We start from the raw sequence: 23,563 nt of genomic DNA on the forward strand, positions 1-23,563 counted from the left end.
ATAGGCAGGACGCCAACCGGGTCAAAAAACGCGACAGGGACTCTCTGCGATACTGGTTTTATGTACAGTACCGAGCCGCCGCCCTTCGCCGAGCTCCACTGCCGGTCGAACTTCACCTTCCTTGTGGGCGCCTCCCAGCCCGAGGAACTGGTGGAGCGTGCCGCGGCCAAGCTGTACTCGGCCTTGGCCCTGACGGACGAATGCTCCGTCTCGGGCGTGGTGCGTGGCCACCTGGCGGCGCGCGAGGCCAACATCCATTTCATCTGCGGCAGCGAGATCCAGCTCACCACGCAGAGCGGACACAAGCACGCCAGGATCGTTTTCCTGGCCCAAACGAAAAGCGGATGGGGCAACCTCTGCGAATGCATCACGCTCGCGCGCCGGCGGGCGGCCAAGGGCAGCTACAGCGCCCTGGTGACGGACATCGAGGGCAAGAACATCCAGGCGCCGCACCTGGCCGGCATGCCCGGCTGCCTGGCGCTGCTGTTACCTGAGCCCGACGCTACTGTCGAATCGTTGTTCGCGCAGGCGATGTGGCTCAAGACCTGGTTCCCGGACCGCGCCTGGCTCGTGGCGCCGCGGCCGCTATTGATGGACGACGAGCTGCGCCTGTGGATCGTCGAGCAGGTCGCCCAGCGAACCGGCATCCGGATCTTGGCCAGCTCGAGCCCGGTCATGCATACCAGCAAGCGCAAGAAGGTCCAGGACGTGCTCACCGCGGTGCGCATTGGGAAGACGGTCGCGACCGCAGGGTACGCGCTCCAGACAAACGCTGAGGCATACCTGCGCGGCCGCGCGGCGCTGATGGCCCAGGTGCCCGGCGAGTGGATGGCAGAAACCGTCACGGTCGCCAGCATGTGCACGTTCTCGCTGGAAGAGCTCAAGTACGAGTACCCGCGCGAAGTCGTGCCTGATGGCGAGACGCCCACGTCGCATCTGCGCAAGCTCACCTACGAGGGTGCGACGCGCCGATATCCGAAGGGTCTGCCCGACAAGGTGCGCAAGCAGATCGAGCACGAGCTCAACATCATTGCGCAGTTGGAGTACGACAGCTACTTCCTGACAGTTGCTGACATCGTGCATTGGGCGCGCGACCGGAACATCCTCTGCCAGGGACGCGGCTCGGCGGCCAACAGCGCAGTTTGCTACTGCCTCGAGGTCACAAACGTGGACCCGGATCGAATGAGCGTTCTCTTCGAACGCTTCATCTCAGTCGAAAGGAAAGAGCCGCCCGATATCGACGTCGATTTCGAACACCAGCGACGTGAAGAGGCGATGCAGTACATCTACAACAAGTACGGACGCGACCGCGCCGCGCTCACAGCTGTCGCCATCAGCTATCGCACGAAGTCCGCACTGCGCGACGTGGGCAAGGCGCTGGGCATCCCGATGGACAAGGTCGAGGCTCTCGCGAAGACCGCCTACGGCACCGATGAGAAGTGGATCAGCGAGGCGTGCCTCATCGAGAACGAAATCAACCCAAACGATCCAGCCGTGATCCAGTGGCTCACGCTGGCCGATACGATCCGCGGCTTCCCGCGCCATCTCAGCCAGCACCCAGGTGGCTTCGTCATCGGACGCGACAAGGTGAGCCGCCTCGTTCCGGTCGAGAACGCTGCGATGGAGAACCGCAGCATCATCCAATGGGACAAGGACGACCTCGATTCGACGGGCCTGATCAAGGTCGACATCCTCGCGCTCGGCATGCTGAGCGCCATACACCGAGCTCTCGACATGGCCGGCGAGAAGGTCGGCGGCCCGCCGATGCGTATGCAGGACGTGCCACCCGAGGACCCAGCCACCTACGAAATGATCTGCAAGGCCGACACCGTCGGCGTGTTCCAGATCGAAAGTCGCGCGCAGATGAGCATGCTGCCGCGCATGCAACCGCGCACCTTCTACGACCTGGTCATCCAGGTCGCGATCGTGCGGCCAGGTCCGATCCAGGGCGGCATGGTTCATCCCTACTTGCGCCGGCGCATGGGCGAAGAGGCGGTGGAGTACCCAAGCGATGAGTTCCGCCAGGCAACCGAACGGACGCTCGGAATCCCACTGTTCCAAGAGCAGATCATGTCACTGGCAATTTTGGCGGCAGACTTCACCGCCGGCGAGGCCGACCAGCTCCGCCGCGCGATGGGAGCCTGGCGGAAGCGCGGGGGCCTCGAGGTTCACCAGCGCAAGCTCATCGACCGGATGCTGAAGAAGGGCTACAGCGAGGAATTCGCGCAGCGCCTGGCCAAGCAGGTCGAAGGCTTCGGCAGCTACGGATTTCCTGAGTCGCACGCAGCCAGCTTTGCTCATCTCGTCTACGTGAGCTGCTGGCTGAAGCGGCACCATCCGGACGCGATGCTGGCAGGTCTGCTCAACTCGCAGCCCATGGGCTTCTATGCGCCTGCACAGCTGGTGCGCGACGCGCGTGAGCACGGCGTCGTGGTTCGGCCGGTCGACGTCACGATCAGCGATTGGGGATCGACCCTTGAAGAGCCCTCTCAGGGCGCCGCATCGCCCCGCTGGGACAGCACCTACGAGCAACCGCTGCGCGCCGTACGCCTGGGTCTGTCGCGGATCAACGGCATGCGCGAGGAGGCAACGAAGCGCATCGTCTCCGCGCGCGCTCAGTCGCCCTTCGCATCCGTCGAGGACCTGGCCATGCGCGCGCAGCTCGATGCGCACGATCTCAAGTGCCTGTCCAGTGCCGACGCACTGCTCAGCCTGGCCGGCCGGCGGCCCGATGCGGTGTGGGCGGCCAAGGGTGTCGACACCCGGCCCACCAAGATGCTGCGCGAGGCACGGACCTTCGAGGACGCGATCACGTTCGCGACGCCCGAGGAGGGCTCCGAGATCGCCGATGACTACGGCTCCGTTGGACTGAGCCTGCGCAGGCACCCGCTCGCAATCATCAGGCCCCAGCTCGCCGAGTGGGGCATCAAGACCTCCGAGGAACTGCGCACCCGCGCGAAGGATCGCCAGAAGGTTCGCGCCAGCGGGCTCGTGACGCACCGGCAGCGGCCCAGCACCGCAAAGGGGGTCGTGTTCGCGACGCTCGAAGACGAGACCGGTACCGTGAACATCATCGTTTGGCCGCAAGTGGCAGAGGAGCAGCGCGGCGTGCTGCTCGGCGCCAAGCTGCTGAGCGTGGAAGGAACCTGGCAGAGCGAGAAGGGCGTGCAGTCGCTTGTGGCCATGAAGCTCGTAGATCACACGAAGCTACTTGGAACACTACGAGCGCCGAGCCGAGACTTTCGATGACAAGTCTGATTCACTTTGTCGGTCCAGCTTCGCCCTCTTATCAGAGCTGCCGCACCTCCAGCACTACCAGCGGGCAACCGTCGCCGGCCATGGCGTCGTGCAGAAGGGTGCACGATCGCAGTCGCCTCAAAAATATCCCCGATTCGCGAGCCCCGATGGCATCGTTGGGGCTTTGGAACTGAGGAAACTTCGAGAATGAATCGCACTGAAGCCACGGCCATCCAAGCCCAAGTCGTCGGTCAGCTGATCTCGCGGGGCTGGTATGCAGACCGCGTGTGCCGCGACGTCGCGAGCAGGGACTACGACACTGCCGCCGGCGGGCGGACCGCAGTGATCTACTGCAGGCCCAGTAGTGACCACCCTGGAAATCACCTGCTGACCGCCGAGTACTGGAGCGAGGGGAACAACGCTCTGTCCACCAGCTTCGCAACGATTCCCGCAGGGCTCGACGAAGCTGCGGTCCGTGGGATGGTCGACGACTACGCGGCCGCAGTCGATGCAACGATCCGCCAAACATATGCGATGCGAATCAAGGCACTCATGGCCGACGAGATCGGTGAGGAGGACCCCGTTGCCGAGGAAGATCCGCCCATCGCGCCGCGCGCAACTATCTGAACGGCTTAGTGCTCGCTCATGCGCACCGCTTGAACAATCCTACGGAGATAAGTAGCTCCGTTGCCTCGAGACGAACGATCTGACGTACCGCTCCGCTTCGTTCTCCGATGCAGGCCAATTGCCTTCCCAGCGTGCGAGCCGCCACGGCAGGTCCAGATCCTCGCAGGCCGGGTGCAGCCGCGACAACAGCGCGATGCACTTCGGCGAGACGAGAACGCGTTTCGTGGGCCCGCCCATCTCCCACAGCAGTTCGTCCTTGACCATGCGGTCCAGCAGCGCCGGCGCTGAATGCGCGGGCTCGAACTGGGCGATTTCGTTTCGTCCGCTGCCGCGCCACTGCGCAAGGCCCCTAACCATTACCGGTCTGGTCAGCGGATGCTGAGACCGAAGCCAGTACAAGAGCTGCAGGCCCTTCATCGTGAGCGCCACGTCCGCGAGGCCCACTTCGCGCGCGATCGCTCCGAAGACGCTGGAGCCTTCGGCTTCAAAGGCCGCTTCGAGAAGGCCCGCGATTCCACCTTCGTCTGGTTCGGTGTTCGACGGAGAGGAAGCGGTCATTCTTGAAGAGGAGAGGACGGTTGGCAGCGGATTATTTTCGTCTGTCCTTGACGAATGAAGAGCCGCTTCCGCAAGATGGTTCGCATGAATGCAGATGTTCTCGATTGCCCACGCACCCTCAATGCCTGGATCAAGGCCGATGACAAGAAGCTCCTCACCGCGATCAACGGCGGACTGAGCGTTCACGACATTTCTGAGGAACTGCAACGCGAGCCGGTATCGGTTCTCCGGCGCGTCAGCGCCATCGGTGCTTTCGAGTTCGAGTACGGCTCAGAGGAATGGGTCGAGATCATGTCGCTTGCTCTCTCGGGCGTTCCGCTGCAGGACGTAATCGCCTGGTGCACGGGATCGGACGAGCGGATGCCCTACGACTTGCTCGAAGCGATGCGCTCTGGCCCGGACCAACGACCGGCGTTCGAGCTGGCGCGCGAACTCGGCATCGAGATAGCAAACGTCCATGCGCTCGCCGACCTTCAGTGGTTGGTGGGTCAGCCCGAAGCGATCCGAGACGGGTACGCGGCATCCGCTGCGCGCGTTGTGGCGCGATTCGATACGCTGACACCAGGAACCTTGAAGCGCGAAGTGCTCGGGCTCGCACCGACCGACCTGCGCTGGATAGGAGCTTCCGCGCCGAAACCCAAGCGCGGATCGAAGACCACCAGTTCGGGGACGTCAAAGGCGCGCGCGCCACGCAAGGCTTCGACCTCGCGCGCGCGGAAGCCAAAGATCAGAAACCGTTGGGCGTATGCCAACTACCTGAAGAAGAAGCGGGCCACGATGGCCGGAAAGTACTAGCTCCGGATATCTATTTCCGCTTTTTGATCTGCGCCATCAGCTTCTCAGCTTGTGCCTTCGCCGCTTTCTGAGAATCCGAATCTAGCCGCCTGTCGCAGTAGAGCTGCTTGTTGGACACGTCTCCTTGATCGACTTGGCGATCGCCGGAAGCTAGGATGACTTGCCGCCACGCGCATGCGAGGATCGCATTCTGCGGCGCTGCGCCCCCGTACCCTCCAGTGAGCCAGTAAGCTAGATTGCGCTGGTCCTGGTAGTTTCCAGCCATAGCGCCACGCTCGAGCTTTTGGTACTCGGAGGGCGAAGCATCGGCGCCGCTAGCGACAACTACCGCTGACGCGGTGAGCGTCGCGCCAGCAAGTGAGAGATTGGCAAGGATGTGAGGCATTGAAGTTCGTCGTTGTGTGATGAGGCTTCGAGGCGTTTTGGCAACATGGGGCCACAGGCCCTCCTGTGCTCCGCGATGTCTCAGGAACTCGGGCGCGCCCGCTTGCGATCATCCTCGGCGAGTTTGGCGTTCTCAGCTCGCGCCTTGTTGTACTGCCCCCAATTGATCGATTCCTGAATCAAGGCGTCGATGTTGCCGTCCGCTCGTCCGCGGATGGCGTCCAGTGCTGAGGCCATCGCGACGTCCTGCGGGCGCCCGGCCTGACGGTACGCGCCAGCCAGCTTGTTGATTGAAGCGCCGAGGTCGCTCCTAAGCTGGACGAGAAGCATTTTTTCCGCAGGGTCCGCCTTGGACGTGTCCAGGATCTGCGTCGGCGTGATGTCCTTTACCTTGCAGCTGCCCTTCGCATAGAGGGAGGCATACTTGGCGTCGAAGCAGAGCGTTACTTCACGCGCTTGCCACTGAATATCAAGCTGGCCGAGCTCGATGTCCAGGGGCGTTTTCTCCGGCTTGCGAGAAACCGCCATATCCGCCGGCGCCTCCATAGTTGAACGCCGCGCAGTCTCCCGCGGCCCCAGGTACCACCCATGGGCGTTCATGCACGACCCGAAGAGGCCGCTGTTGGTCACCACCGTGTTCGACGCAATTCCACCAAACTGATTCACCGCCGCGCTGCCGACCCTTTGCTGGGACTCCTGAAGGCAGGCGTACCGGTCGCGACTGAAGTCGTCCTGGCCTGCGCCGGGTTTGTTCCATACCATCGGAGCGCAGCCGGCCAGGATTGCGACTCCGACAAGCGCTACAAGTGACCTTCTCATTCCCGCTCCTCATTTTGATTTGCGGTGATGGTAGTCGCTGCGTCAGCGCCGACCAGCCTTAGGATCGTGAGAAAGTACCTTCCATAGCTCGTTTTGAGCCGTCTGACGTCCGCTGGAGGCCGTCGAAGGCGCCGCCATCCCCAACATCACGGCGAGCCTCGTCGCGGTGAACTCGCCGATGCCACTGACCTCCGCGAGTTCACCTTGTTCGGCGAGGGCTCGCAAAGTCCCAAGATCCGCGACGCCGCGCTTCTTCAGGGGCTTGAACGCCCCCTCGAGCCAGGGCCTTAGCTCGGATAGGGGTGTGCCCGGGTCCTCGGGGAACTGCATCTTGTCGCGTTCAATCAGGCCGTAGCGCCACAACTCCGCGACCGGATGTCCCTCTCGAAAAGCTTGACCCGTTTGGAGGAGGCGCCCGTAGATCTCGCGCCGCTCAGCCGGGCCGAAGCGCCCCGCAAGTCCAACTGGGTTCGTTGCGCGCAGTTCGCCCACCGTCCTGAAGCCGGCACGTTGCGCTCGACGCAAGGTCACCGGGCGCAGGGCGAGCTGTGACACAGGTGCATCATCGGCAAGCCCCAGAAGCGTCGCGTCCCGAGCTTCCTCGGGTAGCGCTCGAAGGGCGCGGGTTTCGTCAAACTCACGACCACGCTCATCTGGGTTCGGCAGGAAGTTCAGCCCGACGGCCTGCAGCATCTCCCTCAGGCGCCCGACCGTCTTCACCCCGACCCCGTCACCGCGCAACAACTCGTTCTCGCTGATCGCTGCGAGGTCCTCAAGACAGAACACGTTCCGCTGATGAAGGACGAAACGGACGCGCGGTCGCACTGGCAACTCATTGATCGGCGTCTCCGGGCCGAGCGTTGCTGCCAACGCCGGGAACGGATCGCTGCGAGCGCCCGTGGGCTTCCAGGTAAACGCCGGGAATTCGAACGGGGCGTTCGGTGCGATCAACTGCCCTCGCAACGCCGCAGCGTGTTGTCTCCGAGCCTCTACCAGGCTCCGATGGAGCGCCGCAAGGCACGACGGCAGATCCGCCTCGGCGACCTGCGCAAGTTCGGCGATTGATCGGAAGGTGTAACTTGCTTTCATTCTTCGGCTTCGCCCATAGAAGGCGTTCAGAGTTGAACCCTTAGATGATCGCGGATTACCGTCAGCATCGGGAGGCCCATGACGCAGACGATCGTCAAGCGATCGGTTGATCGCCTTCCTCTGGAGGTCGCTAGGGCCGCGACCGGAGGCCGTGGCATGGACAAAAGCGGCACTCGACTTACCATGCCGGGCGTGCTCACCGCCACTCGTCAGTTCGACAGTCTCAAGATCCCTCGCGACGCCGAGCGGCCTGACGCGCCTTTTGCTTGACCAGGCTGCGCGAGCGAGCTGATCCAGTGGGCATAGGTATTCGGTCCCGAGGAATCTCAGCCAGCGCGCAACGTCCGAAGGCGGCACACTCGGCGCGATGAAAAAGGAACTATCAGTGCGCTCCCAGAACAAGCCAGGGCTGTCCAGCATCGACGGCGCCTCAGAACTAGCTTCGTACTGGCCCCGGGCTCTGGCTCATCTCGGCGATCCATATGACAACGGAGGAAGCCCCTGGGTCGTCATCGGCGAATACAGCACGCTGCCTTGCCGAGAGTCCAAAGGAGCGCGAGTTGTCTCGGTCGCCCTTGTGCCCGAGGCCCGCGCCGTTGAACTTGTTCAGGGGACTGCGGCAACAGGCTGGAAAGTCGATTCCCACGGGCCCCGCCCGATCGTCGATCCGGGGGAGGTTCACAACGCTGGTTTCTGGATTGAAGGGGAGGGCAGGGACGAAAGGTTCGAGCCACTGGTTAATGCCTGGTCCGCGGACAACCGGGAGGTGATCATGCCGGACAACAACCTCCTGATGGTCTACGGCTTGGTCCCGCGCCACCTCGACGGTGGCATCGTTTGTTGGGACGACCCTTACGGGCCGGTCTACGACGTCCTTCGCGTTCGAAGCGCCGTCGATCTTGGCACTTGGGCAAAGGCAGAGGTTAGAGCTTTCGTTGAGATTCGCCGCGAGTATCTATCCGACTACTGCAGCTTGAAGGGGTGCTCAGCCGTGGCGTTCTACTTCGAGGAACGTTGGTCGGACGGTGACGAGTCAATTCTCACTGCCTTGGGAAGCGAAAGCTCGCGCGATTTCCATCTTCCGGGAAGGCTTCTGAACATGCAGCGCCACTCAGGCGGACGTACACCGAGTGGCCTTTTCGCCCAAGCTTGGGGTCGAACGATTGTCCTCAGGACCGGCGAACGCGACGTCAGCGCGGCGCCGGAACCAACCCTGGCGTGGCCAGGTCATTCAGGGATCATGACAATTCAGCGAGCAGCCGCCGATTGGCTGTACGGGTACGTGTCTGATGAGGTCCTTCTCGACTATCAGAGCCGACCTGAGTTCGACATCTATCCTGAATCCGGCGCTGTGAGTTATCGTGGTCAGTGGGCAGTCACGAACACCGACCGGATCGGACGAAATTTCATCCGCGTCGAGCTGAAGAAACTGTACGAGGGATGTCCGTCGGGCGTCATTGCCAACTGGCATCGGTATGCCGTTGATCAAGCCACGGCCGAGGCGGACCGCGATGCTTTCGGCACCGCGAACATCGGCACCCGAGCCCACGACTTGGTCGATGGGTATCTTGCAATGACCACGGCTCTGGAGGCAGCCGGCGATCGTCTTTCGCTGACCTTCTCGCAGGGCGACATAGGCAGGTACACCGGCGCCGAGGTGAAGTACAGGTGTTGGTGGGGCACGCCAGGCTTGACGGAGCTCGGCTTGACTGCGCCGTTGAGCGCAAGTCAGGACGACTTCCTCAGCCGTTGCGTCCTGCTGCAGAAACTAGTGGAGGCGCTACAGCCAGCGCCGCTCCGCAACATGGTGCTGGCCGTTGGCATACCCAAAAGCGACGCCAAGGCTTTCGCATCCCTTAAATTGCTCGGAACGCTGTGCCAGGTCGCAACGCTCGCCAAAGAGGGTGGGCATGAATGGCCCGGTGACGCCGATGCCGTCATAGCTCAATGGGATTCGACCCGCCGCATACCCGCTATGGCGACTTTGTTTGCACTAGGTCAGCTACGAAACTTGGATGCACATCGCAGTGACAGGGGCATCTCCGACAAGATGCAGCCGCAGTGTGAGGTTTTCTCAATTGACGTGAAGGCGCATGCGGCAGGCTGGGGATTGGCGATCGACAGGTTGTACGATGGCTTGGCGAACGACTTTCGTCGGATCGCAGAACTCCTATCGCCGGATTCGTAAGGTGATGGACGTCTCTAAGGTACCCACCCGAGAGTTTGCATAGCGCGGCCGAGCGAATGGGCCGACTTCGCATACCCCGCCCAAGGATCGTTCCCCTTATCTAGCCGAGCGTGGATGTTCCGCACGTTCCAATGCGCCCCGCTGGTGACCTTCGCCAGCTCGTTCCACGCGATCGGCACCGACACCCCCAGCCCCGGCCGCGCGCGCACCGACCAGGCGGAGGCCGTCGTAGCGCCGAATCCGTTGCGCAGGTAGTCGATGAAGATCTTGCCCACCCGATTCGTCGGGCCGCTCTTGGCCACGAAGAGCTGAGGGAGCGTGCGCGCCAGGTGCACGACGATCGCCTGCGAAAAATCTTTGACGGTGTCCCAGTCGTACAGCCGCTTGACCGGCACCACGACGTGCAGCCCCTTTCCCCCGCTGGTCTTCACGAACGACGCGAGTTCGAGTTGCTCCAAGAACACGCGCACGAGCTCGGCCGCCTGCTGGATCTGCGCCCACTTCACGCCGTCGCCCGGGTCGAGATCGAAGGTCATCCGGTCTGGCTTGCCGATTGCCGTCTTGACCGCGTTCCAGGTGTGAAACTCGACCACGTTGAGCTGAGCCGCCGAAAGCAGCCCCTGCGCGGTGGCCACCTCGAGCAGCTGGGCGTGCGCTGGGTTGAGGGCTGGATCGAGCTGGCGAACACCGGGGATCTCACCCTTATCGAGGTGCTTCTGAAAGAACAGCTCGCCCGTGATGCCTGCCGGCGCGCGCACAAGCGACACAGGGCGGCCTTTCAGGTGTTCGAGGATCAACGGCCCCACCAGCCCATAGAAGCGCACCAGCTCGATCTTGGTGACGCCTGTGGAGGGATCGATCACCCGCTCAGGGTTCGAGACTCGGAACTTGGCAGGCAGCGTGTGCTGTACCGCGGCGCCGGCGGCCGGGCGCAGGTGCTGGGGTACCTCGCGCACGACGGCATTCGCCGGCTTGTCCTCCCGAAGGCCGTGGAAGACTGGATGCCGAACGTGGCCGCTCTTCGTCCATTCGGCAAAGCTCACCTCGACCACCAGGTTGGACTTCACCCATTGGGCGCCGCGCGCTGCGGCATCCGTCGCACCCTTGAATGGGCTCTTCGGCGCAGCCAGCGGAGCGAGCATTTCCTGGAGGACGGGGATGACCTTGCCGCTGACCCCAGAGCCCACGCTGCCCGCGTAGACCAGGTCGCCTGCAGTGTCGTGCACGCCGAGTAGGAGTGCCCCGATGCCGGACTTTGTGCCACGCACGAAGGTCCAGCCGCCGACCACGAACTCCTGGCGCTGCCGGCACTTGAGCTTGATCCAGTCGGGGGAGCGACTCGACGTGTAGGCACTGTCCTTGCGCTTCCCGATGATCCCCTCCAAGCCCAGCTTACAGGCCGAGGCGACAACATCCCGCGGCGAACCGGCGAAGGCCTCGCTGAACCGTAGCGAATCGGACGCGTGTTCGAGAAGCAACTTCAGCCGAGCGCGCCGCTCGACCAGCGGCACCTGGCGCAGGTCCAAGCCATCGTGATGCATCAGGTCAAACAAGTGGAACGTGATGTCCTTCGCCTTGGCGTTGTCGAACGCGTTCTGAAGGGCGCCGAAGTCAGGCAGCCCCTGCTCGTTGAGGACGACGATTTCACCGTCTAGCCAGCACGGCGCGAGCTTCATGGCGGCCAGGTCGCGCGCCAGGTGCGGCAGCTTCTTCGTCCAGTCGTGGCCGTTGCGCGTGAAGAGTCGGACGCCAGCGTCATCCACGCGCGCCAGCATTCGGTACCCGTCGAACTTGATCTCCAAGATCCAGTCGTCGCCCGCGCTCGGCGGTCCGTCGACCAGGGTGGCGAGCTCGGGCGCCATCTTGGCGGGGAGGGCGGTCTTCTTGGCGCCTTCCAGAACGCCGGTCGATTCGGTCGGGACGGCCGCGCCGGCGGGAGGCGGGAGCCCGGCCACGCTGTCCGGCATTTCGTCGACCACGCTGAACTCGCTGGCGGGGCGGACAAATTGGTCGCGCTCCTTTATGAGCAGCCAGGCGTTCTGCTTCTCGTCCCTGCTCTTGATGCGCACCAGCGCCCACTTGCCCCGGAGCTTGTGGCCGCGAAGCTCGAACTTGAGGTTGCCGTCCTTGTAGCCCTCCCGCGGGTTGCCGACTGGCACCCAGACGCCCTTGTCCCAGATCACTACCTTGCCAGCACCGTACTGTTTCGGCGGGATCGTTCCCTCGAAGGCGTTGTACGAGATGGGGTGGTCCTCGACGTGCACTGCCATGCGCTTGTCGGCGGTGTCGTAGCTCGGGCCCTTCGGTACCGCCCAGCTGAGCATCACGCCGTCCAGCTCGAGTCGGAAGTCGTAGTGCAGTCGGGTGGCCCAATGCTTCTGGACTACGAACTGCAGGCCGGCGGCCGCTGATTGGCCGCCTTCAGCCGGCTCGGGCGTGACGGCGAAGTTGCGCTTCGCCTTGTACTTTGAAAGCGGGATCGGCTCGGCCATTCGCGGAATGTACGACCGCAGAGGTGGTCCCATGCAGGCGGAATGCGCTATGAAGGGTCGGCAAGCCTAGCGAGCGGATCCGGTTCCGGCGAGCCGGCGGGCGGCATCGGCCCGGGGCGACGTGCAAGAATCGCCGCCGTCACAAACTCAAGGTAGCGGACCATGAACATCAGCGGGATCTACGCTCCTGGGCAGCTTGCGTGCCTCGTGCTGGCATTCGTCGGCACGGCTGCGCAAGCGCAGGCTCTGACGGACTTCCGCTGCACCATCGATCGCGTGGTGCCCGCTCCCGCACTCCCTCAGGCCCAACTGGACTTTCTACGCCATTCCTACGTGGGCAAGGAATTCACGGTGGAGCGCAAAACGGGGGTGATGGCGGGGGTGAAGAAGATGCACTCGACGACGCAACCGCAGGTCATCGACATCGGCGGCGACCAGAACAGCTTCAAGGTGGTCACCACGATGCGGCGCGACCAAGGCGCGGGCGCAGGCTCGAACGTGTATGTCCTGGTGGTCAACACCTTCGATGCCGCGACGAAGAAGCCGTTCCTCTTCACGGACAACGCCGAGGCCTACATCGGTACCTGCGTTCCTTTTTGAGCGACATTGGACTGACGAATACCAACCACGACTCCCGCCCGGGCAGGACGCAGCACCACGCGCACGCGGGCCTCAGAAGTAGGATGGGGTTCGGCGGCGACTAGCCGTCCCCCATCAACCTACTTCGCAGAGGCTCCCCGCACATGACCGACCGCCTTCGATCCATCGCTGTGACCGTTGACGAGCCGGACCCCGGCGTCTTCCACTGGGTGCTCATGGAAAGCACCGAAGACGCATCCGTCTACCAGGAGCTGGAGGCCTCTGAAGGGAGCTACGACAGCTGGACCCATGCGCTGCGGCAAGGGACCGAGCGCCTGATGGCCCTGGGCAAGGCATCGCCAGTAACGGGCCCGCGCGTCTCGTCGTCGTAGCTCCCGAAAATTACGAGGGAAGGACCGCTGAATCTGTGCCGGGCGAAAGATCCTGCATTGAACATGACAGAAGTACCATGAATGCAATTGCGATTCGCAGTAGCCTGACCGAACTTTTCGAAGGGCACATATGGCTACAAGGCTTGCTTTTCCGGCGGTGTTCGCGATCGCGGCTCTATTCATAGCTGCTGTGGTTACTCCTGCGGATAGCCACGCGGAGAAGTGTTATGCCCCCGTCGATCCGAAGTTGAACACCAACAACAACAAGCCAGGTACAGCGTGCTACCGCCAGATGGTCAAAGTCCGGAAGCTCGAGTTCGACCCGCGTTTCGACTGCACCAAAAGCATCCGACTGGAGTGGGTGAGGGAAATGGAAATCGCCGATCGCATGGGATGCAAGCTTTGAAATGTTCGCACGTTCGCACCGCTTTTTTCTGATAAGCGGCCAGCAAGCCCTTGAGATCGGGAGCCGAGGCGTACGAGTGGCCTGCGGGCTTCCGAAGCGATGCTTGCGAAAGAACAACCGATGAGAATCGTCTCTTGGAACTGCGCTCGTGGTCCTCTGGACAGGAAACTGACCGCGTTGCACTCGCTCCACCCAGACATCGCGGTCGTGTGCGAAACGCCAGCGCCACCAGATCCGAGCGACCGCGTCCTCTGGTTCCCCACCGAAGAGGGACAGTCAAAGCTTGGCATTCAGGTTCGCTCCTATGGGCCATACAGGATCGAGCGGCTGCCGCGCGCGGCGGGGCTACCTGCCTGCGTGAACCCTGTGAGGGTGTCTGGCCCAACCGCGTTCAACCTGCTCGCAGTTTGGACCTGGCCAGCACCGACGTACTTGGGCGCGATCGCGAACGGCATCGAGACTTATGCGGAGCTTTTTACTGAAGGTCCAACGGTGGTGGCTGGCGACTTCAATGGCAACCCGATCCACGACAAGCCCTTCGCACGGGACAAGTGGGATGACACGTTCACACGCATCAACGACCTCGGGTCTGTGAGCGCCTATCACCACGCTAGGCAGGTCGACTACGGTGGCGAGCTCTACCCGACCCATCACTTTCTGAGAAATCCGGAGCGCCCGTTCCACATCGACTTCTGCTTCGTCCCGCAGACCTGGTGCAATGAAGGAATCACCGCCAGCGTCGAGCGGGGCGAGCCATGGAATTCCATCGGGGACCACTTTCCGGTCGTCGTGGACCTATCTGTTCCGCCCGGCTGACTCGGTTCGTGCGCAGTGACCGGCACTACCGGGACAGCCGCCGGTACGCGCTCCAGTGCCGGATGGCCATCTGCCCGTGGCCCAGCTCGTCGTGTATGCGGCCCGCGTTGTAGTGGGCGTCTGCGAGTTCGGGATCGAGCTGCAGCGCCTTGTCGTAGCTGTCGAGCGCTTCATCGAAACGGTTCAGATCTTCGAGCGCCACGGCGCGGTTGTAATACAGGAGCGGTTCATCGGGGCGCTGCGCGATCGCCTTGGTGAACAGGCGCACGGCCTCGTCGCACTCACCGCTCTCGCAGAGCAGCGCGCCCAGGTTCAGGGATGCGTTGGTGAAGTCTGGAGCTCCTTCCAGCGCCTGCCTGTAGGCGCGCATCGCCTCGGCGTCGTCGATGCCTTCCAGGGCTTCACCCCGGAGGTACAACTCCTCCGGTGAAGCTGCCGTGGCCGACGGCTTGGTGGCCTCCACGTGCCGCAGCACGGTCACGCCCCCGCCCTTGCTGTCCGCGCCGATCTCGAAGTCCATAAGCAGCTGACCGGTGTCGGCCGCCCACTGAGCATCCCGATTGCGCACGGCGATGTCGTTCCCCACCGCGGTGATGCGCAGGCCAGAGAGAGGAGCCTCTGCGGGCAGTTCGTCTTTCAGGCGGCGCAGTGAGCGAAGAATCTTGGCAGTGGGGATGCTCGCGGCGCGCAACTCGTGCGCCGTGCGCAGCACCACGACGTCCTGGAAGGAAAATAGATAGGCCAGGCGTGGCCCTCTCCTGGGCTTCACGAAGCCCATCTCGACCAGGCGAACGATCGCGCTGCGGGAGAGGCCAAGCATCTCCTGAACGCTGCGAAGCGTGTGCGACTCCAGACCAACCTCCCGTCAACGGACTGAGGGGCGAGCTTACTTCCTCGCGCGGGTGCGGGCCGGCGTCGCCACCGCTTCCTCGGTCTTCGCAGCTCTGCGCACGCCCTTGCGCTCCTTGGCGCCCAGGTCGGCAACGTTGCCCGCGGCGGCGGTCTTAGCCGCAGGCGCCTTCGTCTCCGGCTTGGGCCGCTTCAGGCTCGCCATAAGCGCCTCGGTGAGGTCGATGACCTGGGCGGTCTCCTGCTCGCCCGCATGCGGCGCAGCGACAACCTCCTTGCCCGCGATCTTCGCGTCGATGGCGGCCAGGATGCGCTTCTTCTCTTCGTCCTCGAACATCGTCGGGTCGTAGGTGTCCTGCGAGATCTGGTCGATGAGCTGCAGCGCCAGCTTCAGCTCAGCCGAAGACGGTTCGACGTTCTCGATGCCAAGGTCGGCCATTGAGCGCACCTCGTTCGCGTACAGCAGCTGCTGCAGGACAAGCCCATCCTCGGCAGCCCGCACCTGGACAACGTACTGCTTGCCCTTCCAGGACCACTTGGCCAGCGCGCACCGGCCGCTCTCGCGCATCGCAGCGCGCAGGAGGCTGTAGGGCTTGCCGCCGCGCTTGTCGGGGGCCAGGAAATAGGCCTTGTCGTAATAGATCGGGTCGACTTCCTTCTCGGGAATGAAGGCGACGATCTCGATGACATGGCTTGTGCCTTCTTCGAGCGCCTTCAGCTCTTCGGGCTTGAAAAGGACGTACTGGTCCTTCTCGAACTCGTAGCCCTTGACCATTTCCGAACGCTGCACGACCGTTTTCATGTCCTTTTCGGCCACGTATTGCTGCTTCACACGCCCGCCCTCAGGCGTCAACATGTTGAAGCGGATGGCCTCCGAGGACTCGGTCGCAGAGTAGAGCTTCACCGGGATCGAGACCAGGCCGAAGCTGAGCGACAGTGATGCGATGGAACGAGCGGCCATGGTTTCCTCGTGTCGGCGGCGCAATCCGGCCGCTGGAAAGGGGAACTTGCCATGTTTTTCCTCTCCGCGCTAGAGGCGGAATTCGTCCACTTTCCACGCCCTGAAACGTCGCATAGCATGCGGCAGATGGAGCCCCGGCAAATCGAACAGATGGTCCCAACCGCACTCGTAGTCGGGTTCCCATGAGCGCAACCGAGACCATTCCCTTCGTCTATGCGCCGGAGGACTTCGAAGTCAACGACGTGAGGATCCTGCGTTCCGTGCGCACCCCTGGCGTCGAGGGGACGGCAGTTTTCGGGAAAACGACCGACGGTTGGACCAGGGTTGTCGTCACGATTTCTGGCGAGCCCGAGCCAATGCGAATCGCGCGCGCCGGCCTACCGATGGAGGCCCAGGACCTCGGCTGCGATAGGCGAAAGGCGATCAAGCCGCGCTCGAAGAAGTGACTGGACTGGCCATGGATCGCGCATACCGCCTGATGTCGGTGCTCAGCTGGGGCGCAGCCGCCGGCGAGCCATCTCCGCACTCGTCACCTTCTTCCGCCGCCGGAGCCACCCGCCTCCGAGGGCGGCGATTCCCAGCATCAGACCTCCGCCTACCCATCCCAGGTGCCTCGTACCGAACGGCAACGGGGCGCCAGAGGGATCGGCTGGGGCCGGTGCAGACGTAGTCCCGCCGGCGCTCGCCCCTTCCGCGGCAACGGGTCCGCTGGGGGGCGCGCTCCCACCGGTAATTGGCGCCGGCGGCGGCGCAACTTCCGATGGGGTGCTCGCCTCGGATCCAACAAGGGGCGCGACGCTCAGGTTCTGCAGTTGATGGGAGACTTGCCGGCGAGGCCTGGTCGGCGTGGACGGCTCCCTTTGCTGCGCCACGGCCGCGGGCAGCTGCGGCAGCGCGGCTACTGCAGGCAAGTCGACCATCTCGGGAGCTCCGGCACTCTCGCTGCCTGAAGCAGCCTTCGGGCGGCCCAACGCGGTGAAGTGTTGCCATGACGCGGAGATCACGGCCGCGCGGCATTCTGGGCCAGCCGGCAGACCCTGCAAGCGCGTCTCGAACCCGTTGATCGATGCCTGCCCGTAGCCCAGGCTCTTGATCACCAGCTCTGCGTCGTTCAAGCGGCTCCGAGAGGTGGGCGAGAGTTGAGCCAGGGCAGCATCTGCAGGCCGGGCGCTCCCGCCGCAAAGCTCGGCAGCTACGTCACGCAACAGAATCGAGGCGGATGCTTCAAGCTGGGCTCGATTCACGGCTTGCGACCACGAGGGCGCAGATAAGGTAGCGAGGAGGAACAAAAAACAAACGGGGCGAGGCGCGGACATCGAACGCATCTTCGCCGCAGGCACCCACCTTGCACCACGAGAGTTACTCGCCGACACGCCGTGCAGGAAGGGCGCCGGCCGGCGAGCGGCCATGCAGCGGTTGTCAGGGCGAGGGTCGCGCCGGGCCGAGTCCCACGCGCGCAAGCAACTCGCCGGTCATCTCTCCAGCTTGCTCGACCTGCCGCACCCGGTCATTGATGACGCTCAGCAGCTCGTGCTCGCCGCAAACCAGGGTGTCGCCCGAACCCGGAGTTCCATCGGTCATTTCGCCAGGGAAAGAGAGGTTCCAATACGGCCAGCCCACAGGAAGCACCTCGATGCTGTACGCGTCGGCCAGCGCGAACGCCGGCCCGGCGACCGATTCGAGGAACGCATGGTCTGGAGAGGCAAGGGGGACCGCGCGGTGTGGCATCACCGTGAACGCGAACCTCACGGGAGCATCCATGTCGAGAGTCCCTGTTCGAACGAGAGCACCCAGGTCCGTTGGGGCGCTGCTCGACCAGGCCGCCGCCTGGCTTCCTAGGAGAGCGAAGGCGTCGCCGGATTCACAGATCGCCAGAAGCCTCTCCGCACGTCCAGGGGACAGCGCGTATGCGCGAAGCAGCTGGCCCATCACCGGACGCCGATGCGCGTCGGCATACAGCCGGAGCGGCGCGTAGCCAAACCGGTGGAGCGCGGCGTGACAGGAATCTTCGGGCGCGACGTCGCCAGGAAGCCCGGCCAGGGCCTTCAAGTCGCCGATGGACTGCTGCAGCATACGAGTGACGGCCGGAAGGGGCTGTCCCGTGATCGCCGCGATCGCAGCGGGAATCGGTTGGACCGGCCCAGCCCGGTCCCGAATGATCGGGAAGAGGGTTCGTGTCGAGGTAGCGGTCATGCTCCTACCTTACTCTTCAGATCCAAGGCGGCGACCAGGTGAGCACGCTTGCCATCCCAGGCCGACGGGTTCACAAGGACCTTGGACGGACGATAGTTCGTGGCGCGCGCGCCTTCCGGTTTGATGTCCAGCATCCAGGCTTCGAGCACCTCATCGATCGAGCGCTCGACATCGACTCTCTTCGTCTTGCCATCCTCCTGGCGTACGAAAGATTGCGCGATGCTGAGGCTATCGCAATGCAACCAGTCGGCATCGAAGGCGATGATGCTGGAAAGAGTCTTCCCATCAACCGCTTCGAGGTCCGGATCAAAGGGCGAGGCAAGGGTTTGCTGAGCCCGCTCCTTCCATTTGAAGATCGAAACATAGGTCTGCTCAGCCTTCGTGCGCTGGCCCAGGTCACCAAAGTGCTGGAGCCACTTGCAAGCGAGCGCCCGAACGGTCACTACCCGAATCCCGTCAATCGGTCGTTCCGCCGAGCCACTGACCGCGCGGCCGTAGGTTGCGAAGGCGGCGATCGGCACGCTAATCTTGACCGAGGGAACGGTCTTTGAGGTCGAGTTCCAAAGCCGCCCTTTGAACTCTCGGAAGAGTTCGCTGAAGGTGTCGGTATCGAGGCCGGCCTCTGCGCCCTTGAACATGCTGCGCATGGTCGGAACGCCGCGCTCGACCATGTTCACGACCGACAGCAGGTAGTCGGCCTTGAACGGTTCTGGGTAGGCGTTGATCCAGGCATCCAGCCCCGGCCAGCGCTTGATATCGACTTCCTTCGCGTCGGCCTTGTCGGTGAGCCAGACGAGCTTTCGGGAGGTCTCGTTCAGCTTCGGCTTCATCGAAATGCTGAGCCGCTGGACCCAGCGCCATTCCATGATGTCGACGTTGCGCTCCGCCGGCGGCACCTCGACGTATAGCGCGATGCGATTCTTTCCCGTCAGGACGGCTCGGAGAGGCCGCAATTTGTGCTCAACAACATACGCCTCCACCATGTCCACGAAATCCGTCTCGGTGCGCTTCAGCGAATGCGCGAGGCTCAGGATCGAGTCGAAGGCCTTCTTGTCCTCGAGGTTCGGCAAGGCCTTGCCGCGGTTGGCGCAGCGCCACGAGCGCACAGCGTCTCCGACCAGTTCAGCGGCGCCGTCTGCTTGCGCCAGGCCGGCATCGGTCACCGCGGCCTTCATCCAGGCTCGCGCAGCGGCTTCCGTCGTCTCCTCGGCGCGGATCGCAGCCACGGCACGCTTGAAAAGGCGAAGGAAGGCCACGCCCTGAACACGCGACGCGCGGTTGTGGATGTACCACTCCAGGTCGTCGGCTGACACGGCGTCCAGGCACAGGAACCCAAAGCTCGAATCAGCGGCCAAGAGGTTCACCCGTGCGTTGAACAATGGGCGCTTCACCTCGCGCCAAGTTTTCCGCTTGACCTCGACTTCGATGCAGAGGTCTTGGCCATCCTTGAAGACGATCTTCGTCTCGGAATCGGTGAGCGGATCCGCGATGGACTCCTCCCAATCCCGTGAGGATCCGTAGTGGAGCTTCATGCAAGAGGGGGCGGTCTTGGAGGTGAGCAGGTTCGGGTAGAACGTCAGCACACGCGAACCGCTCTGCAGATAGTCGTTGCGCGCCTTGAGCCATTCACGGAACGAAGGGCGCGATTCACCGATCAGCGTCCCCACTTCGTCGTCGCCAACGAAGCGCATCCACCGTTGCTGAAATCCCAGCGAGATGAAGCCTAGGCCCTGCGCTTCGGTGTACCACTCACCGAAGAGCTTGAGCCGATGGTCGAGGCCGCACAGGAGGATCAGGATGCGCTTGTAGGCCAAGGCTTCGGCATCGGCCTTTGCCATCCGACGAGTGAACTCGATGTTGTTGAAAGAGATCTTCTCGCCGTCGACGCCGGTGAAGAGCTCTTCGTTTTCCTGCCGAGACGGAAACAGCCTGGCGACCATCTCGTGAGTCGGCTCGCCGCTGTACACGCGGTGGATGTTCTCGCCGTTGCGCACCAGCAGGAACACGGCCTTGTTCTCGCGGTTGCGCCGCATCCACTCCTGCGGATCGACGTTCTCGTAGTCGACGCTTTGCCGACGCATGGCCACTGCAACCACGCAGCGCGGTGTCGGGCAGATCTGCTGCAGCAGCGCGGACGAGTTCGCGATGTGCTGGTCGAACAGATCGACCTTGGAGTAGTCGAAGTCGGTATCGAGGTCGGCCCAGACTGCCAGCTCTTCCTCGATGAAGAGCTTGCGCTGCATGAGTGTCAGCGGCTCGTTGGCTGAAGCCGGCGCGCCCTCCTTGATCGTCACGACCTCGACGTCCTTGCCTGTGTACAGGTCGAGCGAGGCGAGGCCCTTCATCAGCTCGTTCGTGAACTTTCGGACGTGCGACGTCTGTGCAAGCGCGACTGCGGCCTTCTCCTTAAAGAACGGCGTCATGGCGCGAACCTTCGTCGCAATGGCATCGGTGCGGGTGGTGAGCCACCGCACCTTCGACTCGGCGATGACCGCTTCTCTTTCGACTGTGACGCGCAGCGCGGCGACATCCGCCTGCGTCAAACGGTTCTCGGCAATGAAGCCAAGGTCCGTGCGCACGCGGCCGCCCTGAACCATCAGCATCGAGCCGGCAGTAGGCTCGTCCAGTGGGAGCGGCGCCTCGCCGTTCGCCCGCGCAGCATCCGCATCATCCTTGCCCGACTCTTCCCGCTTTGCCGTCCATGCATCGAGATCCTTCTGGATTGCCGGTGCGATCAGCGCTGGGTTCACCTGCCCCGCCAAGAGTTCAGCGTTGGCCTCGGCAATTTCCATCTGCAGCTGACGCAACTCGCGATCGCGCACCTCTGCACCGTCAGGCGCGAACTCCCATTCGTCAAGGAACTCGCTCACGAGGATCTCGAACCGCCCGTCGCCGCCCGCAAGAGGATGCGTGGCCAGGTGCACGGTATGGGGCTTGCCGTCGAAAACGACCACGTCCAGCAGGAGCAGCACTACGCCGGCGGAGTGGTTCCGAGTCGCTTCACCCTTTCGGCGCCAGTAGTGCCCGGGCTCGAGGGTCTGGAAGCGATCGATGAGACGGATGTCGGGATCGTTGGCGTTCGCTTCGTCGTTGGTAAAGGGGATCGTGGCCAGCTCGTTCATGCGAACCAGCTTATGGATTCAAGCCTCCCTCGCGCAAGGTCAGCGAAAAATAATCTCCGCAGGGGAGAAGCGCCAGTCCCACGACCTCGACAGAAAGCTGTATGACGTGGGAGACTAAGGTAACGGAAGGGGAAATCAGATGTGCGATCCGGTCCCTAAGAACCCGCCTGACCAGGACGAAACCTGGGTCCAGGACAAGCGCAAAGCGGACTACGGCGCTGAGCTCGCCCGCGCAGCTGCACAGAGCGCGGCGGACACCGCCGCCCGGGAGAAGAGCCTCGAGAGGCTCTACGACTACACCAAGTTCCACATTCAGGCATACCTCACCCTCGCCACGGTCTACGTTGGCGTGGCCAACTTGAAGGCAGGCAAGGATCAGCTGCTGATCCCCATGAGCCCTTGGTTCGTGCTGCTGGCAGTCATTGCCTTTGCCGTCGCTGGGTTTGCCGGAGGGGTGATAGTGAGCAGCATCACTCAGTACATAGGCCCTTCCAACCGTAGCAGCGAGACGTTCCTGACCGAACCGATCGGACCAATGTGGAAGAGGGGCTGGCCGGCGTTGAAGTGGACCTACTTGGAGCACGGAGCCTTCTGGGTCGGGCTGGCGCTGGCTGCACTTTCGATAATATCGGGTCGAGTTTGCAGCTACGAATCGTCAACATGCTCGTACTTTGGACTGCCGGTGCCTCAGTCGGACTCGCCCGCAGGAAATCAAACCGGCGTGATGCCGCCCAGCGTGATCGGCAATCCAGGTGCCAAATCCCCACCGTGACCCGATGCGCCGACCGCCTGGCGCTCGCGGCTGAGGGCTTCACCCGGTCATGCGTTCGCAGCTTTCCTGGCCATCGCCAGGCTCGAAAGGCTCCGAAGCACCTTCGTCGCGTGGGGTCGGTACTGCTGCATTGGCCGACGCGGCGAGTCCAGCGGCACGTCTGGCGCGGTCGATCAGCAAGGCCCGGGCCGCTTCCGTCGAAGGTTGCCAATCGCGAATGATCTGCTCCCACTGCGAAATGTCCCGCTCTAAGGCGCGAATCTCGCTTTCGATCCCGCCAACATGTGCGGCGTACGCTTTGCGCCACGCTGGCATTTCAGGGGTGATCTCCTTCATGGTCTTGACGCCGCGCTCAAGGACCATGACCGGGAGCTTGGTCAGGTGAGGACATCGCTCGAGAGCCGCCTGGGCCCGATCGAGCTGTGACGCTCTGAGCTTGAGCATGAAGCGCGGGCCGTCGTCCGTGGTCTCCAGCGGCATGAACCGCACACCGGGACAACTCGCCGTCTGCCAGCCGTGGCCCGGGCGTTCGTAGCCATGGTGAGCCATGGTCCCGGTAGGCGTGCCTCCCAAGACCGCGATCGCGCGAGTGCAGCAGCCGCAGGTCATGCGTAGCTGGTCGGGGTTCGATGGCGGCTGCGGCGCCGTAGGTTCACGCCCCTTGATCACTTTGTCCTTCAGCCCACTCACCGCCTTGGCCAGAGGAAGCAATTCCTGGAGGAGGGCGCGCATTGCTTCGACCGCGGGCCCCTCGACCCCTGTAGCTGCAACGCGCTTCGCTGCGGCGTGGACGTCGTGTAGCCCGTAGACGCTCACCATGTAGTACAGATCCAGGAGCGCTTCAGTCATGCTGCCGTCGCGCCACACTTCCCCTGAGAAATGTCTATCGTTGATGTACCGACGCCAGGCTTCCTGCACCGCGCCGGAGAGCGTCGCTTTGGCCTCCTGGAGGGTGACGTTGCGGATCTCGCCAGTGGCCACCGCTTCAGCAATCGTCATCAGGGCCGCGTCCAGTCTGGCGGGCCGACGTGCGCCAGTGCGGAGTAGGGGAAAGTCATTCAAATCCATGCCGGAATTGAATCACCGCCTGCAATTTTTCTGACGAATGTTTCTGGCGGGGGAAGCCTTTCGGAGGCATAGTGAGCATGGGTCACCGGCGCAGCTGGACCTAAGAAGCCCAGGTGGTCATCTCGTCAATCCACGTTCTCCATGGTCCCTAGGGTACTGACGACGCCGAGAATTCGCGCACCACCGACCGGAGGGTTCCATGGGTCTGACCTGCCA

The 23,563-nt window shown here is 63.3% G+C and carries 21 protein-coding genes; 11 read left to right on the forward strand and 10 right to left on the reverse strand.

The window, feature by feature from the left end:
* The first annotated feature begins 60 nt into the window (after positions 1-60).
* Positions 61-3,249 (forward strand): error-prone DNA polymerase, encoded by a 3,189-nt coding sequence (locus tag ACSQ89_RS41130; protein ID WP_436297900.1) that lies wholly within the window; start codon positions 61-63, stop codon positions 3,247-3,249.
* A gap of 195 nt (positions 3,250-3,444) precedes the next feature.
* On the forward strand, positions 3,445-3,864 hold the full coding sequence (locus tag ACSQ89_RS41135; RefSeq protein ID WP_436297901.1) for a hypothetical protein: 420 nt from the start codon (positions 3,445-3,447) through the stop codon (positions 3,862-3,864).
* A 39-nt stretch (positions 3,865-3,903) separates the two neighbouring features.
* Here the strand turns inward: ACSQ89_RS41135 and ACSQ89_RS41140 are convergent, their stop codons facing one another.
* Positions 3,904-4,422 (reverse strand): hypothetical protein, encoded by a 519-nt coding sequence (locus ACSQ89_RS41140; protein WP_436297903.1) that lies wholly within the window; start codon positions 4,420-4,422, stop codon positions 3,904-3,906.
* 54 nt (positions 4,423-4,476) lie between these two features.
* On the opposite strand from ACSQ89_RS41140, the gene ACSQ89_RS41145 reads away from it, so the two are divergent.
* Positions 4,477-5,217, forward strand: coding sequence for a hypothetical protein (locus ACSQ89_RS41145; RefSeq protein ID WP_436297904.1), 741 nt, complete (start codon positions 4,477-4,479; stop codon positions 5,215-5,217).
* 10 nt (positions 5,218-5,227) lie between these two features.
* Here ACSQ89_RS41145 and ACSQ89_RS41150 read toward each other — a convergent pair whose 3' ends face one another.
* The 3 genes from ACSQ89_RS41150 to ACSQ89_RS41160 form a co-directional block, all read right to left on the reverse strand.
* Entirely contained in the window at positions 5,228-5,602 is a 375-nt protein-coding gene (locus ACSQ89_RS41150) for a hypothetical protein (RefSeq protein ID WP_436297905.1), read from the reverse strand.
* Positions 5,603-5,682: 80 nt separating this feature from the next.
* Positions 5,683-6,363: a hypothetical protein gene (locus ACSQ89_RS41155; protein ID WP_436297907.1), complete on the reverse strand. Its 681-nt coding sequence runs from the start codon at positions 6,361-6,363 to the stop codon at positions 5,683-5,685.
* A 99-nt stretch (positions 6,364-6,462) separates the two neighbouring features.
* Entirely contained in the window at positions 6,463-7,509 is a 1,047-nt protein-coding gene (locus ACSQ89_RS41160) for a hypothetical protein (RefSeq protein WP_436297908.1), read from the reverse strand.
* A gap of 78 nt (positions 7,510-7,587) precedes the next feature.
* Here ACSQ89_RS41160 and ACSQ89_RS41165 point away from each other — a divergent pair, with 78 nt between their 5' ends.
* The gene (locus tag ACSQ89_RS41165; RefSeq protein WP_436297909.1) at positions 7,588-7,779 is read left to right on the forward strand and encodes a hypothetical protein; all 192 of its coding nucleotides are present in this window, start codon (positions 7,588-7,590) and stop codon (positions 7,777-7,779) included.
* A gap of 115 nt (positions 7,780-7,894) precedes the next feature.
* Positions 7,895-9,697: a hypothetical protein gene (locus ACSQ89_RS41170; RefSeq protein ID WP_436297910.1), complete on the forward strand. Its 1,803-nt coding sequence runs from the start codon at positions 7,895-7,897 to the stop codon at positions 9,695-9,697.
* 14 nt (positions 9,698-9,711) lie between these two features.
* Here ACSQ89_RS41170 and ligD read toward each other — a convergent pair whose 3' ends face one another.
* Entirely contained in the window at positions 9,712-12,189 is a 2,478-nt protein-coding gene (gene ligD, locus ACSQ89_RS41175; RefSeq protein WP_436297911.1) for a DNA ligase D, read from the reverse strand.
* 162 nt (positions 12,190-12,351) lie between these two features.
* On the opposite strand from ligD, the gene ACSQ89_RS41180 reads away from it, so the two are divergent.
* The 4 genes from ACSQ89_RS41180 to ACSQ89_RS41195 all read left to right on the forward strand — a co-directional run bounded on the left by ACSQ89_RS41180 (position 12,352) and on the right by ACSQ89_RS41195 (position 14,382).
* Positions 12,352-12,789, forward strand: coding sequence for a hypothetical protein (locus ACSQ89_RS41180; protein ID WP_436297912.1), 438 nt, complete (start codon positions 12,352-12,354; stop codon positions 12,787-12,789).
* Positions 12,790-12,932: 143 nt separating this feature from the next.
* Positions 12,933-13,160 (forward strand): hypothetical protein, encoded by a 228-nt coding sequence (locus ACSQ89_RS41185; RefSeq protein ID WP_436297913.1) that lies wholly within the window; start codon positions 12,933-12,935, stop codon positions 13,158-13,160.
* A 130-nt stretch (positions 13,161-13,290) separates the two neighbouring features.
* A complete protein-coding gene (locus ACSQ89_RS41190) occupies positions 13,291-13,566 on the forward strand; it encodes a hypothetical protein (RefSeq protein WP_436297914.1) in 276 nt (91 codons plus the stop codon).
* Positions 13,567-13,686: 120 nt separating this feature from the next.
* Positions 13,687-14,382: a hypothetical protein gene (locus ACSQ89_RS41195; protein ID WP_436297915.1), complete on the forward strand. Its 696-nt coding sequence runs from the start codon at positions 13,687-13,689 to the stop codon at positions 14,380-14,382.
* A gap of 25 nt (positions 14,383-14,407) precedes the next feature.
* Here ACSQ89_RS41195 and ACSQ89_RS41200 read toward each other — a convergent pair whose 3' ends face one another.
* A complete protein-coding gene (locus tag ACSQ89_RS41200; RefSeq protein WP_436297916.1) occupies positions 14,408-15,160 on the reverse strand; it encodes a tetratricopeptide repeat protein in 753 nt (250 codons plus the stop codon).
* Positions 15,161-15,268: 108 nt separating this feature from the next.
* On the reverse strand, positions 15,269-16,192 hold the full coding sequence (locus ACSQ89_RS41205; RefSeq protein WP_436297917.1) for a Ku protein: 924 nt from the start codon (positions 16,190-16,192) through the stop codon (positions 15,269-15,271).
* A gap of 182 nt (positions 16,193-16,374) precedes the next feature.
* Here ACSQ89_RS41205 and ACSQ89_RS41210 point away from each other — a divergent pair, with 182 nt between their 5' ends.
* The gene (locus ACSQ89_RS41210) at positions 16,375-16,638 is read left to right on the forward strand and encodes a hypothetical protein (RefSeq protein ID WP_436297918.1); all 264 of its coding nucleotides are present in this window, start codon (positions 16,375-16,377) and stop codon (positions 16,636-16,638) included.
* Positions 16,639-17,611: 973 nt separating this feature from the next.
* On the opposite strand, the gene ACSQ89_RS41215 is transcribed toward ACSQ89_RS41210, so the two are convergent.
* Positions 17,612-18,385: a hypothetical protein gene (locus tag ACSQ89_RS41215; protein ID WP_436297919.1), complete on the reverse strand. Its 774-nt coding sequence runs from the start codon at positions 18,383-18,385 to the stop codon at positions 17,612-17,614.
* Positions 18,382-21,507 carry a hypothetical protein gene (locus ACSQ89_RS41220; RefSeq protein ID WP_436297920.1) on the reverse strand — a complete coding sequence of 1,042 codons (3,126 nt, stop codon included), beginning with the start codon at positions 21,505-21,507 and terminating at the stop codon, positions 18,382-18,384. Before ACSQ89_RS41220 ends, ACSQ89_RS41215 begins: the two co-directional genes overlap by 4 nt.
* A 139-nt stretch (positions 21,508-21,646) precedes the next feature.
* Here ACSQ89_RS41220 and ACSQ89_RS41225 point away from each other — a divergent pair, with 139 nt between their 5' ends.
* Positions 21,647-22,279 (forward strand): hypothetical protein, encoded by a 633-nt coding sequence (locus tag ACSQ89_RS41225; RefSeq protein ID WP_436297921.1) that lies wholly within the window; start codon positions 21,647-21,649, stop codon positions 22,277-22,279.
* 39 nt (positions 22,280-22,318) lie between these two features.
* Here ACSQ89_RS41225 and ACSQ89_RS41230 read toward each other — a convergent pair whose 3' ends face one another.
* Positions 22,319-23,278 carry a hypothetical protein gene (locus ACSQ89_RS41230; RefSeq protein ID WP_436297922.1) on the reverse strand — a complete coding sequence of 320 codons (960 nt, stop codon included), beginning with the start codon at positions 23,276-23,278 and terminating at the stop codon, positions 22,319-22,321.
* Between the last annotated feature and the right edge of the window lie 285 nt (positions 23,279-23,563).

It is taken from the genome of Variovorax sp. LjRoot175 (assembly GCF_964253805.1).
In the GTDB taxonomy this organism is placed as follows: Bacteria; Pseudomonadota; Gammaproteobacteria; order Burkholderiales; family Burkholderiaceae_C; genus Variovorax.

Bases quoted from the DNA above. Each gene is read 5' to 3' on its own strand.
- ACSQ89_RS41130 (WP_436297900.1), top strand. From the start codon at position 61: ATGTACAGTACCGAGCCGCCGCCCTTCGCCGAGCTCCACTGCCGGTCG.
- ACSQ89_RS41135 (WP_436297901.1), top strand. From the start codon at position 3,445: ATGAATCGCACTGAAGCCACGGCCATCCAAGCCCAAGTCGTCGGTCAG.
- ACSQ89_RS41140 (WP_436297903.1), bottom strand. From the start codon at position 4,422: ATGACCGCTTCCTCTCCGTCGAACACCGAACCAGACGAAGGTGGAATC.
- ACSQ89_RS41145 (WP_436297904.1), top strand. From the start codon at position 4,477: ATGAAGAGCCGCTTCCGCAAGATGGTTCGCATGAATGCAGATGTTCTC.
- ACSQ89_RS41150 (WP_436297905.1), bottom strand. From the start codon at position 5,602: ATGCCTCACATCCTTGCCAATCTCTCACTTGCTGGCGCGACGCTCACC.
- ACSQ89_RS41155 (WP_436297907.1), bottom strand. From the start codon at position 6,363: ATGGTATGGAACAAACCCGGCGCAGGCCAGGACGACTTCAGTCGCGAC.
- ACSQ89_RS41160 (WP_436297908.1), bottom strand. From the start codon at position 7,509: ATGAAAGCAAGTTACACCTTCCGATCAATCGCCGAACTTGCGCAGGTC.
- ACSQ89_RS41165 (WP_436297909.1), top strand. From the start codon at position 7,588: ATGACGCAGACGATCGTCAAGCGATCGGTTGATCGCCTTCCTCTGGAG.
- ligD (WP_436297911.1), bottom strand. From the start codon at position 12,189: ATGGCCGAGCCGATCCCGCTTTCAAAGTACAAGGCGAAGCGCAACTTC.
- ACSQ89_RS41180 (WP_436297912.1), top strand. From the start codon at position 12,352: ATGAACATCAGCGGGATCTACGCTCCTGGGCAGCTTGCGTGCCTCGTG.
- ACSQ89_RS41185 (WP_436297913.1), top strand. From the start codon at position 12,933: ATGACCGACCGCCTTCGATCCATCGCTGTGACCGTTGACGAGCCGGAC.
- ACSQ89_RS41190 (WP_436297914.1), top strand. From the start codon at position 13,291: ATGGCTACAAGGCTTGCTTTTCCGGCGGTGTTCGCGATCGCGGCTCTA.
- ACSQ89_RS41195 (WP_436297915.1), top strand. From the start codon at position 13,687: ATGAGAATCGTCTCTTGGAACTGCGCTCGTGGTCCTCTGGACAGGAAA.
- ACSQ89_RS41200 (WP_436297916.1), bottom strand. From the start codon at position 15,160: ATGGGCTTCGTGAAGCCCAGGAGAGGGCCACGCCTGGCCTATCTATTT.
- ACSQ89_RS41205 (WP_436297917.1), bottom strand. From the start codon at position 16,192: ATGGCCGCTCGTTCCATCGCATCACTGTCGCTCAGCTTCGGCCTGGTC.
- ACSQ89_RS41210 (WP_436297918.1), top strand. From the start codon at position 16,375: ATGAGCGCAACCGAGACCATTCCCTTCGTCTATGCGCCGGAGGACTTC.
- ACSQ89_RS41215 (WP_436297919.1), bottom strand. From the start codon at position 18,385: ATGACCGCTACCTCGACACGAACCCTCTTCCCGATCATTCGGGACCGG.
- ACSQ89_RS41220 (WP_436297920.1), bottom strand. From the start codon at position 21,507: ATGAACGAGCTGGCCACGATCCCCTTTACCAACGACGAAGCGAACGCC.
- ACSQ89_RS41225 (WP_436297921.1), top strand. From the start codon at position 21,647: ATGTGCGATCCGGTCCCTAAGAACCCGCCTGACCAGGACGAAACCTGG.
- ACSQ89_RS41230 (WP_436297922.1), bottom strand. From the start codon at position 23,278: ATGACGATTGCTGAAGCGGTGGCCACTGGCGAGATCCGCAACGTCACC.